The 12,682-nt window shown below is 45.6% G+C and carries 12 protein-coding genes and 1 riboswitch; of the genes, 2 read left to right on the top strand and 10 right to left on the bottom strand.

Annotation, left to right across the window (positions count from 1 at the left end; genetic code table 11):
• Positions 1–101 precede the first annotated feature (101 nt).
• Positions 102–383: a hypothetical protein gene (locus tag AB6D58_RS23730; RefSeq protein ID WP_009848181.1), complete on the bottom strand. Its 282-nt coding sequence runs from the start codon at positions 381–383 to the stop codon at positions 102–104.
• Positions 384–485: 102 nt separating this feature from the next.
• A complete protein-coding gene (locus AB6D58_RS23725) occupies positions 486–1,685 on the bottom strand; it encodes a multidrug effflux MFS transporter (RefSeq protein ID WP_198591316.1) in 1,200 nt (399 codons plus the stop codon).
• 101 nt (positions 1,686–1,786) lie between these two features.
• Between AB6D58_RS23725 and AB6D58_RS23720 the strand changes: the two genes are divergently transcribed.
• Both AB6D58_RS23720 and AB6D58_RS23715 read left to right on the top strand, forming a co-directional pair.
• Positions 1,787–2,728, top strand: a complete 942-nt coding sequence (locus tag AB6D58_RS23720) for a LysR family transcriptional regulator (RefSeq protein WP_012605070.1) — start codon at positions 1,787–1,789, stop codon at positions 2,726–2,728.
• A gap of 122 nt (positions 2,729–2,850) precedes the next feature.
• Complete coding sequence (locus AB6D58_RS23715) at positions 2,851–4,641, top strand: aminopeptidase P family protein (RefSeq protein ID WP_372158727.1); 1,791 nt, start codon at positions 2,851–2,853, stop codon at positions 4,639–4,641.
• 121 nt (positions 4,642–4,762) lie between these two features.
• Here AB6D58_RS23715 and thiH read toward each other — a convergent pair whose 3' ends face one another.
• The 8 genes from thiH to AB6D58_RS23675 all read right to left on the bottom strand — a co-directional run.
• Positions 4,763–5,875 (bottom strand): 2-iminoacetate synthase ThiH, encoded by a 1,113-nt coding sequence (gene thiH, locus AB6D58_RS23710; protein WP_372158725.1) that lies wholly within the window; start codon positions 5,873–5,875, stop codon positions 4,763–4,765.
• A 7-nt stretch (positions 5,876–5,882) separates the two neighbouring features.
• Entirely contained in the window at positions 5,883–6,647 is a 765-nt protein-coding gene (locus AB6D58_RS23705; RefSeq protein WP_065584384.1) for a thiazole synthase, read from the bottom strand.
• 2 nt (positions 6,648–6,649) lie between these two features.
• The gene (thiS, locus tag AB6D58_RS23700) at positions 6,650–6,859 is read right to left on the bottom strand and encodes a sulfur carrier protein ThiS (protein ID WP_017085664.1); all 210 of its coding nucleotides are present in this window, start codon (positions 6,857–6,859) and stop codon (positions 6,650–6,652) included.
• A complete protein-coding gene (locus tag AB6D58_RS23695) occupies positions 6,856–7,638 on the bottom strand; it encodes a ThiF family adenylyltransferase (RefSeq protein WP_372158724.1) in 783 nt (260 codons plus the stop codon). Before AB6D58_RS23695 ends, thiS begins: the two co-directional genes overlap by 4 nt.
• Positions 7,628–8,920: a thiamine phosphate synthase gene (locus AB6D58_RS23690; RefSeq protein ID WP_371700302.1), complete on the bottom strand. Its 1,293-nt coding sequence runs from the start codon at positions 8,918–8,920 to the stop codon at positions 7,628–7,630. The genes AB6D58_RS23695 and AB6D58_RS23690 overlap by 11 nt, the downstream gene beginning before the upstream one ends.
• Positions 8,920–10,869, bottom strand: a complete 1,950-nt coding sequence (gene thiC, locus AB6D58_RS23685; protein ID WP_372158723.1) for a phosphomethylpyrimidine synthase ThiC — start codon at positions 10,867–10,869, stop codon at positions 8,920–8,922. Before thiC ends, AB6D58_RS23690 begins: the two co-directional genes overlap by 1 nt.
• Positions 10,870–10,998: 129 nt before the next feature.
• A riboswitch (TPP riboswitch) is annotated at positions 10,999–11,097 on the bottom strand.
• A gap of 62 nt (positions 11,098–11,159) precedes the next feature.
• On the bottom strand, positions 11,160–11,543 hold the full coding sequence (gene crcB / locus AB6D58_RS23680) for a fluoride efflux transporter CrcB (RefSeq protein WP_004736665.1): 384 nt from the start codon (positions 11,541–11,543) through the stop codon (positions 11,160–11,162).
• 100 nt (positions 11,544–11,643) lie between these two features.
• On the bottom strand, positions 11,644–12,682 hold a 1,039-nt coding region (locus AB6D58_RS23675; protein ID WP_372158722.1), incomplete at its 5' end, for a multicopper oxidase family protein.

The following is a 12,682-nucleotide window of genomic DNA, read 5'->3' as shown; positions in this document are numbered from 1 at the left end:
TGAGCCCGTAGAGGACTTTCACCTCCTAGATCAACGCCATGCTCGGCGCACAAACGCAAAAAACCACTCAATTGAGTGGTTTCTTTTTAACTGGGATAGGCTTACTTATTCAGAAAAGCTTGTAGCTCTTCAGCAGAGATACCTTGCTCGGCTAGCTCTTTTGCGAGTAGCTGAACCTGCTCTCCCTTACGAGACTCTACCACTCGCTGAAATTGGTAAATGATATCTCGCAAAGTATCGATTGGAACTTGTTTTGCCGCACTGCGAATACGCTCTTCACTTTGGTTGCCTAGCTCTTTAAGCAGTTTACCAAACATGACCTTTTCAGGTGCATCTTCCATTTGTTCTAAGACGCGCGCCATTTCGTAGGTTGTTAATGACATTACAGTATTTTCCGTTGGGGACTAACGTTTCAATGAGTGACAAATATACCATGTTTTAACGTTTCGCAAACCGCCATTTGTATATTTTGTCACCCTTGTAACTTATGCCTTAGCAAACGTTGCGTGCCAAGACTTACCCGCCTTGCTCGCAAGCACTAGTAATGCAGGAACAATCAGGAACATTTGCAACGCGATCATCACTTGCGACGTTAAATCAAGACGTTGCATGGTACCCACAAGAAGTCCTGAACCACTCATTTGGAACAAGCCTAGTAACGCAGCTGCGGTGCCCGCACGGTCACCGAAAGGTTCCAGAGCTTTACCCGCCGCAGCACCAAGAATCCAAGCAAAGCCAACCGACGATAAGAAGATCGGTAGCATGAACGCGATTGGAGTCGCGTGTTCAGCAAGCACCAACATAATCACACCCGCTAAGCCCAGCGTTGAAATACCAACAACCAGTGCTTTATAAGTACCAAAACGGTCCATGAACTTCGGTGCAGTGAATGCAGCCGTGATGTTGATAACCGCATTAATACCAAACCAGAAGGTAAACTCGTTCATCGTCAAACCTAGGTTCTCCATCAACACAACCGGTGCAGAGGTAACGTAAGCAAGGATTACTGCCATCGCCATCAAGCATAATGTCGCATGGAAGATGAATGATGGTGTTTTCAGCACTGACCAGTAACGCTCTAGTTTGAACACAGCAACCTTCTCTGTCGCCGGGTTAGACTCTTTCATTTGGAAGAATAAGATACTGCCAACGACTACCGCGAAGCCAGCCATAAAGCTGAAGTTCGAGCGCCAGCCAAATTGATGCGTTAACCAAGCGCCAAGAATTGGTGCCAATGCAGGGATAAAACAGATCGCACCATTGAGGTAACTGATCATTCGGCCACTCTTCTCTGGGCCAAATAGATCGCGAACCGTTGCAAAGGCTGCTACAGAAGTCGCACAAGCTCCTAAGCCTTGTAGCAGCCGAGCTATTAGCATCATATCAATCGATTGAGCTGCCCACGCCAAGCAAGCACTCAATGCATAGATACTAACACCTCCCAATGCAACGGTTCGACGTCCTAACTTATCAGCCAAAGGGCCAGCAAACAGTTGGCCGACACCCATGGCAAATAAAAACCAAGTAATCGTATCTTGTGCTAGTGCATGTTCCACGTGAAACGCTGTCGAAATTTGTGGCAGAGCTGGTAGGTAGATATCAATAGCCAAAGGGCTAAATAGAACCAGCATTGCCAATAAAGCAACCTGCAGTTTACTAGGGGTTGGAAGCGCGTTAGAAGGCACAAGATTCTCCGGATGAGTTAATTGAGGTGCATAATAACCAACTAAAGATATGAACAAAAATGGCATATACTCATTAGCATTATTCCAAATAGGAAACTCACATGAATATCGAGAAACTATCGCGCCTCGACCTAAATCTATTAGTTTGCTTACAAGTACTGATGGAAGAGCTGAGTGTTACTCGCACTGCGCATCGATTATGCCTTAGCCAGTCAGCAGTGAGTAAGTCATTGGCCAAACTTCGTGAGCAATTTAATGACCCCCTTTTTACGCGAAGTGCTCATGGTCTGCGACCAACGCCAAAGGCAGTCTTTCTCAAACCTAGATTAGAAACGCTGATCAACCAACTTGATGTGCTCACCCAACCAGAGACGTTCATTCCCAACAACAGTGACCACAGTTTTCACATTGCAGCGGTTGAAAGTGTCTACCCGTTGATTCTTCCTCACTTCTTACCTGCAATCTTTCGACAAGCCCCTAAGGTGAATATCAACACCCATGCTTGGACAGAGCAAACCTTTAAAAAATTGCAGCTTGGTGAACTCGATATCGGACTCACGGGTAAAGACATCGACATCAACGATGCACGTTTAACCATGTTGCCGCCAGATGATATTTGCGAACAAGAGATCTACCGTGATGCACAGATGTGTGTGTTAAGACGCAACCACCCAGCTCTGAGTGGCAAATGGGATCTGGAAACCTACCTTGCACAACGTCATGTACAAGTAAGATGTGATGGTAACGACCGTTGGTTACTCGACTACAAACTTGCCGACCTTGGTCACCAACGTGATATCGCTATTTCTGTTCCTGACTTCAATAGTGCGGCTAGCTTGTGCACCTACACTGACTTCGTGTTTACGGCACCAAGTCACTTCACCTACCTTGTTGCCAAACAGCTCGACTTAGTCGTTGTCCCTCTACCAATGGAATTTCCGCCGATGGCTTACACTCTGTTTTGGCACCGTGATAGAGAAAATGACCCAGCGTTAACTTGGTTGCGAGATATCATCAAAGAAAAAACTCTGCACCTTAGATAAAAATGGCGTACAGCGTTTGCAGCAAACGAACAAAAGCGCTAGCTTATTGACCTAATAAGTCCCCTCACATGTATATCTGCTGTGAGTGTTAACAAGGACCCTAACAATAAGGATAAACACAGATGCACAATATCACTGCGGAACGCGTTACTGCGGTTCGAGCTTGGCTTGAAGCAAACCAACTAGATGCGGTTATCATCCCACACGAAGATGAGTACCTAGGCGAATACGTTCCAGCTCATAACGAGCGACTTCACTGGTTAACTGGTTTCACTGGCTCTGCAGGTGCAGCGGTTATCACTCGTGAAAACGCTGCTATTTTTGTTGATGGTCGCTATACCGTTCAGGTTCGCAAGCAGGTACCAGCAGAGTTATTTGAGTATCGACACCTTATTGAAGAGCCGGCTTTAGATTGGATCATCAATTCACTAGCACAAGGTAGTAAAGTTGCTTTCGACCCACGCATGCACACAGCGGCTTGGTTGAAAGGCGCACAAGCTAAACTGGCTGATAAAGTAGAACTCACCACATTAACAGCAAACCCGATTGATGAGCTTTGGTCTGATCGCCCTACACCTGTTGTATCTGATGTTCGCCTAATGGCGACCGACGCCGTTGGTCAATCAAGTGAAAGTAAACGTGCTGAAATTGCAGGCCTGCTAAAAGCCAAAGGTGCGGATGCCTCTATCCTTACTGAACTAGACTCTATTTGCTGGTTACTCAACGTTCGCGGTTTGGACGTGTCTCGCCTACCGGTTGTATTGTCTAATGCCATCATTCACGCCGATGAAAGCGTCGATTTCTTCTTAGACCCAGATCGTATCCCTGCAGGCTTTGAAGCGCACGTTGGTAATGGTATTCGTGTTTCTCACCCATCTGAGCTTGAAGCACGTCTTCAATCTTTAGAAGGTAAGAATGTGTCAGTTGATTCAGGTACAAGCAACGCTTGGTACACACTTGTTCTACAAAACGCTGGTGCTCATATCATTGAAGCAGCAGACCCATGCCTAATGCCAAAAGCAGCTAAAAACGCTACGGAAATTGCAGGTATGAAAGCGTGTCACATTCGAGATGGCGTTGCGATGGCCAAGTTCTTGTCTTGGATTGATGCTGAAGTCGCGCAAGGTAACCTACACAACGAAGCGGTACTAGCAGACAAAGTACAATCATTCCGCGAGCAAGACCCAACGCTGATGGACCTAAGTTTTGACACAATTTCAGCGGCAGGCGGCAACGCTGCAATGTGTCACTACAACCATGAGAACCAACCTGAACCAGGTCAGTTTGAGATGAATACTCTGTACCTAGTCGATTCAGGTGGTCAGTACTTAGATGGTACAACCGACATCACTCGTACTATCGCGATTGGCCAGCCAAGCGACGAGATGATCCAGCAGTTCACATTGGCACTTAAAGGTCACATCGGCATTGCACGTGCGCGTTTCCCACAGGGTACTCGTGGTTTCCAACTTGATATCCTAGCGCGTCAGCACTTATGGGCAGAAGGCTTCGACTATGACCACGGTACTGGTCACGGTGTTGGTCACTTCCTAAGTGTTCATGAAGGTCCGCAAAGTATCTCTAAGAAGCTTATCGACGTACCTCTTGTTGAAGGTATGGTGTTATCAAACGAGCCGGGTTACTACCGTGCTGATGAGTTTGGTATCCGTATCGAAAACCTAGAACTGGTGGTTGAGTTGCCAACTCAAGGTGACTTCTCAGTACTAACGTTTGAATCGCTAACACGCTGTCCTATCGATAAGCGCAACATCAACGTCGATCTACTGACACGACCTGAGCTTGCATGGCTGAACGACTACCATCAGAAAGTATGGAACGACGTTAGCCCATTAGTTGAAGGTGATACATTGGAATGGTTACGCCAATCAACCACTCCACTTGCTCATGCTTAATGCTTAATGCTTAGCTAATTCAAACTTAATGAAATGAAAAACGGCCACCTTAGGGTAGCCGTTTTTATTTGTCGATTTAACTTCGTCGATGTTTCACGTGGAACATAAATCTGCGTGTTCGCTAACCAGAGTAAGCACTGTGCCAGTCTCTCCACACAGGATCAAAACCACGTTGACGAATCATTGACTCAACATCGGCAGCACTTCGCTCATCACTTATTTCAAATTGCTCGAGTTCTTCTTCATCAGAAGCATAACCACCAGGCTGGGTTTTAGACGCAGCCGACATACTGGTGATTCCCAATGGCAACACATTGTCACGGAAAGCTGCAGACTCACGAGTCGAGAGAGACAATTCAACCTCAGGGTTTAATAAACGATACGCACAGATAAGTTGAACCAACTGTTTATCACTCATAATCGATTTAGGCTGCAAACCACCCTCACACGGACGAAGACGTGGGAATGAAATCGAGTAACGTGTTTGCCAATAAGTACGCTCAAGATAGTCTAAGTGAGCGGCCACGAAGAAACAGTCGGTACGCCAATCTTCCAAGCCAATCAAAGCGCCAATACCTATCTTATCAATACCCGCTTTTGCCAAACGATCGGACGTTTCGAGCCGGTATTCAAAATCCATTTTATTGCCACGCAAGTGGTGTTCCGCGTAGGTACTTGGGCTATACGTTTCTTGGTAAACCATCACCGCATCTAAGCCGAGAGTTTTAAGCTCTGCGTAGTCATCTTGATCAAGCGGCTGCACTTCCATCGCAAGATAGTTAAATTGTGCCTTAATATTCGGTAGCACTTCACGGAAGTACTTCATCCCGACCTTGGTTTCATGTTCACCAGTCACCAACAATACACTATCAAACTTCATCTTTTTGATAGCGGCACTTTCAGCATCGATTTCATCTAAAGTAAGTGTGCGACGCTTAATGCGGTTCTCCATTGAGAAACCACAATACGTGCACGCATTCGCACATAAGTTTGAGAGGTACAATGGAATATACAACGACATTGTATTGCCGAATCGCTTGCGTGTGAGTGCCAACGATTGTTGCGCCATCTGCTCTAAGTAAGGTTCTGCTGCCGGAGAGATAAGAGCCTTAAAGTCTTCCAAGTCGCGTTTAGGTTTACTCAGAGCGCGCTCAACATCCGCTGCCGTTTTACTGAAGATGGACATACCAATGTCATCCCAGTTGAGCTGTTTAAATCGATCAACAAACGTCATAAGGACACTACTCGTCTAGGAATGAAGTTAGCGGACTAGAAGCAACCGCATGAGACACCTGTCCAGCAAGACCAGAAAGGTAAGCCATACGGCCAGCTTCAACTGCCAGTTTAAAAGCAATCGCCATATCAACGGGTTGTTGAGAAGCCGCAATTGCAGTATTAACTAACACGGCATCCGCGCCCATTTCCATTGCACGAGTAGCATGAGATGGCGCACCAATACCAGCGTCAACAATCACAGGGACGTTCGCTTGGTCGATAATGATCTCTAAGAAGTCTGCCGAAGCGATACCTTTGTTCGACCCAATCGGCGCACCTAGCGGCATAACCGCAGCACAACCCACCTCTTCCAATCGTTTACACAACACTGGGTCAGCATGACAGTAAGGCAACACAACAAAGCCATCTTTAACCATTTGCTCAGCCGCTTTTAATGTCTCAATTGGGTCTGGCATCAAGTACTTTGGATCAGGGTGAATTTCCAGTTTGAGCCAGTTTGTGCCTAGCGCTTCGCGAGCCAAATGCGCAGCAAAGATGGCATCCTTCGCGTTCTTCGCCCCGGAGGTATTTGGTAACAAGTTCACGCCAGCATCAATGATGGGCTGTAAAATATCATCTTGCTCAGAGCGAATATCGACTCTCTTCAACGCCATGGTTGCCAGTTGCGAACCTGAAGCTTCAATAGCACTCGCCATCAAATGCTTGTTTGCGAACTTGCCGGTTCCAGTGAAGAGTCGTGATTGAAACGTTTTATCAGCGATAGTTAACATGGTTAGCCTCCTGCAATGGCTTGGAAAAGAGAAATAGCATCGCCTTCATTGACGACAGTTTGTTGCCACTGGCTGCGCGGGACAACCGCATTATTGATTGCAAATACGCAACCCAGGTCAGGGAGTGATAGAGCCTGGATAATGTCCGCTAGAGACGACAAGTGCGCGACCTGTTCTGGCTGCTCGTTTATAGAGATCGTTATATGACTCATTGGATTTCTTCTTCTAAATGCTTAACTGCAGACGCACTGCACACGGAACATTCACTATCTTGAGTGACCATTAAGTTTTGCCAGTTCATCGTTTGGCCATCGAACAGTTTGAGCTGGTGTGTTGCTACCTGAAACTCACCACAAGTTAAACGTTGAATAGCAGCCAAAGCTTGAAGGTTACCTATGGTGCCAACAACCGGGCCTATGATGCCGCTATCACTACAACGAGTCGTTTGTGGATGATGACTGAACGGGAACAAACAGTGATAGCACCCTTTCTGATTCTGATAATCAAATACAATAAACTGGCCTTTCCAACCGATTGCAGATCCAGAAATCAAAGGTGTATTGCTGCCGAAACACGCTTGGTTAACCTGCTGGCGTGACGCAAAGTTGTCAGTACAATCCAACACCAAATCAGCGAGCATCACTTCAAGTTCAAGCTGACTGTCACTCATTCGCTGATTGATGGTTCTGACTTGGCTTCGACCATTAAGCTCACTCAGTTGTTTCTTCAGAGCTTCGACCTTAGGCGAACCTAACTGGCTTTCTTTGAACGCGACCTGTCGTTGCAGGTTAGACGAATCCACACAGTCATCATCCACCAACACGATCTTTCCGACACCAGAAGCCGCAAGATAAAGAGCGGCAGCATTACCTAAGCCACCACAACCAATCACTAGCACATGGCTGTTTAATAGGTTTCGTTGCCCTTGCTCACCGACTTCAGGTAACGCAATTTGTCGTTGATAACGAATAAACTCAAAATCACTCAGCATAGCTAGGCTCCTGCGCAACCTCTTCACCAATATTTGAAGGTTTAGGCGTCATCAGTTTTTCAAAAAACTCGATCACCTTTTTGGGGTCTTCCGCTAATGTAATCGCACGAACAACCGCCAAACTCGACACCCCACAATCCCACACCTGCTCAGCTGTTGATTGGTCAATACCACCAATAGCAACCGTCGGATAACCGATGAGTTGTTCTGTGTATGGGATAGTATCAATCAGCTGTTGATACAGAGATAAACGAACCAAACCCTGAGGCTTTGATGGCATCTGTTTAGTTGTTGTTGGGAAGATGTGGCCTAGCGCAATATAGCTTGGGTTAATCTGAACAATGCGTAGCAACTCGTAATAGCCATGAGTCGATAACCCAATCTTTATACCCGCAAAGCTCAACTGTGAGAGGTTTGATTCTTCAATATCCTCTTGCCCCAAATGAACACCAAAAGCGTCATGCTTGAGTGCAAGCTGCCAGTAATCATTGATAAAAACTTGAGCGTTATACTCACGACCAAGATCAATAGATCGTGCGACTTGTTGTTCTAAATCCGCTTGCTGTGGATTCTTAATACGTAGTTGGACAGTGTTGATTCCAAGCTTGAGCAATCTTTCGATCCACTCAACATCATCAACTACTGGGTATAAACCGAGGCTACTCTTACTCAACTCAGGAAAAGAAAGTGATGTCCCTTGGTTAGCCCAACCTACGCTTATGTCCAATCGTTGATCTTCAAGAGCTGGAATTGGAAAGTTTTGGTAATGTGCTGGCCATGTTCCACGTGAAACATTGGACGCTGCGCGAGCTAAAACTAATGCGTCTTCTAATGGGAATTCCAGCGCCAACAAAGTAAGTAACCAAGCAAAGTGGCCGCGATCATCTAACTCCTGATGAGCTGTAGTGTCACTCTTGATAGCGCGGCTAGCATCCAGGTGTGACCAAATATCCAGTACAGCTGAATCATCTGAGACACCGATATAGATGGTATCCGGAGTTTCTGTAAAGGCATCACAAACGTCAGTTAGCGCGACTGAATTACTGTAATCAACAACATGGTTCAGTTCCGCTAACTTACACTCTGCCAATGAATCAACATCATGAGCGAAGCCAATAGATAACGCCTGCTGAGAATCAACGATAGAGAAGTATTGAGTTGGGCTTACACCCAACTCAACCGCATCAGTTGCTAAGCCTTGTCGCTTAGCAACCAATAGACAGTTCTGCACCTCTCCCGTTAACTCAATATTTTGAGATGGGATGAGAATCTTCACTGTCATTATTCCTCTAGTTGAGCTTCTTTTGCGCCGACTGCAGGGTGGTAAAGTTCAGAACCAGTATCACGGAACTCTTGTGATTTTTGACGCATCCCTTCCAACGGGTTATCTAGCATCTTAATCTCGATAGCCTGATCCGCGGCTACTTGTTCAGTGTCTTTCGCGTAGTCTCGAACTTCTTGAGAAATCTTCATCGAACAGAATTTAGGTCCACACATTGAGCAGAAGTGAGCAACCTTGCCCGACTCTTGTGGCAGAGTTTCATCATGGAAAGAACGCGCGGTTTCAGGATCTAAAGCTAGATTAAATTGGTCTTCCCAACGGAATTCAAAACGTGCCTTTGATAATGCATTATCTCGGATTTGTGCGCCCGGGTGTCCTTTAGCGAGGTCCGCTGCGTGTGCTGCTAGCTTGTAAGTAATCAAGCCAGTCTTCACATCTTCTTTATTTGGTAAGCCTAGGTGCTCTTTAGGGGTTACATAACACAGCATCGCACAGCCGTACCAACCAATCATGGCCGCGCCAATACCAGAGGTAATATGGTCGTAACCAGGGGCAATATCTGTCGTCAATGGGCCTAAAGTATAGAAAGGCGCTTCATGGCAGTGCTCTAACTGCTCGTCCATATTCTCTTTAATAAGATGCATAGGTACATGTCCAGGACCTTCAATGATCACCTGAACATCGTATTCCCAAGCCACTTTAGTCAACTCACCTAGAGTACGTAACTCCGAGAATTGAGCCTCATCATTAGCATCTGCAATTGAGCCCGGGCGTAAACCGTCACCTAATGACAGAGCAACATCGTACTTCGCACAGATCTCACAGATCTCGCGGAAGTGTGTGTATAGGAAGCTTTCTTGGTGATGTGCAAGACACCATTTCGCGATAATAGAGCCACCACGAGAAACAATACCTGTCACACGCTTAGCCGTCATAGGAACATAACGAAGAAGCAAACCTGCGTGGATAGTAAAGTAATCAACACCCTGCTCTGCTTGTTCAATCAAGGTATCGCGCATCACTTCCCAGTTAAGGTCTTCCGCAACGCCATTCACTTTTTCAAGCGCTTGATACATAGGAACCGTGCCAATTGGTACTGGGCTATTACGTAGGATCCATTCGCGAGTCTCGTGAATATTACGACCAGTAGAAAGGTCCATCACGGTATCGCCACCCCAGCGAGTCGACCATACTAGCTTCTCAACTTCTTCTTCAATCGAAGAGCTTACTGAAGAGTTACCGATATTAGCGTTCACTTTCACTAAGAAGTTTCGACCAATAATCATAGGTTCTGATTCTGGGTGGTTAATGTTTGAAGGGATAATAGCTCGACCTTCAGCAACCTCTTTACGCACGAACTCAGGGGTGATCTCTTTCGGCAGGTTTGCACCAAAGTTATAGCCAGGGTGTTGATGGTTAAGCTGCTCATCAGCGAACTTCTGACGTCCCATGTTCTCACGTATCGCAATGTACTCCATTTCAGGTGTGATAATACCCTGACGAGCATAGTGCAGCTGAGTAACACATTGGTTGTCTGTCGCGCGACGAATTCTAGGCAGGTTGCCGTAGCGAAGGTCGTCTAGAGTTTCATCTTCTAAACGTTCTTTGGTGTAAACAGAGCTTACGTCGTCTAACAGTTCCGTATCACCACGCTCTTCAATCCATTGCTCTCGCAACTTAGGAAGACCGCTATACAGGTCTATTTGATGTGTAGGGTCTGTGTAAACACCTGAGGTATCGTAAACTTGAATGGGTACATTAGGTTCGAATACAGGCTCTTTTTTGCTACCACCAACAAGGCTATCAGCGAGTGATATTTCTCGGACAGGGACTTGAATGTCCTCTCGAGATCCTTGGATGTAAGCTTTTTTTGAGTTTGGATAGGGTTGTACGGATAAAGAATCAATGAAATTCTTCGCTTCCAGTCTTGCTTGTTTACGAGTCGACATAGCATTTTTCCTTGGCTTTTAGCCATTATTTATAGGGATAAAAATGCTTGACGGATTAGATGCTACAAGAGGGATCACGGTAAGAAATACAGTTGTGATCTGGAGATAGATCTCTAGAAGGATTCTAGTTAGATATCTACTCTTGTTCCCTTCGCAGGTATTAGCCTGATCAGGTTCAACGGATCCCGAGTTAACGGTCTCAGCCATATGGCACTCCGACAAGTTCGATCGAGTATATAAAAACGGCTTGGATAAACCAAGCCGAGTTGTTAACAAATCGTAAGAAAGTTTTAAGACTTTATCAAAAGTTGGAAGCCGATCCATGCGGCTGAAATACTGAGTACCACGTTGAGTAGCACATTGAGTCCCATCTTAAAGAAAGCGCCCTGCTGCATAAGAAGTACGTTATCCATAGAAAACGTAGAAAATGTAGTCAGTGCTCCTAGGAAACCAAGACCGATAATTTGTCTCCACGGTTCCGTCGCGACCATCTCGTTTTCAAACGCGGCGATGAGCAATCCCATAATCAAAGAGCCAATTACGTTAACAGTCAGCGTACCGTAAGGAAAACCACGCCCTAACATCACAACGCATAACTCTGAAATCAAGTAACGTGAACAAGCACCAAACGCGCCACCGATGGCGATAAAACCTAGAATAGATAACTGACCCATGAATCCTCCCAAACAATAATCCCTATATTCTAGCTTTAACGCCGATAAAAGCGAGGGTAGAAACTAAGAATGCATGCGCAAATATTAAACGTTACAGGTGTCACTTAACTTCAATATATCCCATCAAACCCGTTTTCATGTGTTCTATAACATGACAATGATACATCCAGCGGCCAGGGTTGTCGGCTACAAATGCAGCTTTAGCTCGGCCATTTTTTCCAAGTAACACTGTATCAGTATGGAAAGGTTCTTCAACTTTCTTCCCATCAAGTTCCAATACAGTGAATGTATGGCCGTGAATGTGAATCGGGTGATGATATTGAGTGACGTTCTTTAGATCGAATATGTAAGTCTTACCTAACTCTAAAGTCGTCAACGGCTCAGGAATATTGTCTTTGCTCATTCCTTCCCATGCTCTTTTATTAGTAAGCCAAAACTTAGGCATCGATTTCCCATCTTTAGAAACTGGTGATACCGCACCTTCCCACTCGAACACAAAATCGATCTCTTCAGCATTAGCAAGATCTAGATTAGGTACCGGGTTAAGAGGTAACAATGGCAATAAACGCCCTTCAGTAAGGGGGGAATCTACTACCTCGAACTCACATAAAGAGAAAGGAAAGCGGCCCTTCATTTGAAGTACATTAACTCGCTCGCCTACTTTGGGCGCTATTAGTCCAATATCCACGCGCATCCCTGGGCCGATTTTATGTTGAGTCAGTTTATATGGCGTCTTTACAGGATTACCATCAATGGCAATCACCCATGCCTCAGCCCCTTCGACAGCAATAGGATAAGTGATCGTATTATCGACATTCGCGATACGCAGTCGAGTCGTTGCGTGCTGCTTTAATTGGTATACAGGTTCATGAACACCATTGACGCTACTCCACTCTCCTGGAGTACCCATACGAGCACTTAGTCGTGGAATCATTAAGTCTTTCCATTGACCCTTTTTATCGATGTGCCAATGCTTAAGCATCAGTGCATGCTCTTCATCAAACTGCACGGGAGTGCTTTCTTCTACGATAATTAGCCCAACCAAACCCATACCAAGTTGTTTAACGCTGTTCATATGTGGGTGATACCAATTAAAGTAAAAATGTGATCTAATTAAGATTGATGAATTATTGTGAAAT

It is taken from the genome of Vibrio sp. 10N.239.312.D08 (assembly GCF_041466145.1).
GTDB classification, from domain to species: domain Bacteria; phylum Pseudomonadota; class Gammaproteobacteria; order Enterobacterales; family Vibrionaceae; genus Vibrio; species Vibrio crassostreae_C.
Note: the sequence above shows the minus strand (reverse complement) of the source record. Positions and strands in the feature narration are given on the sequence as shown.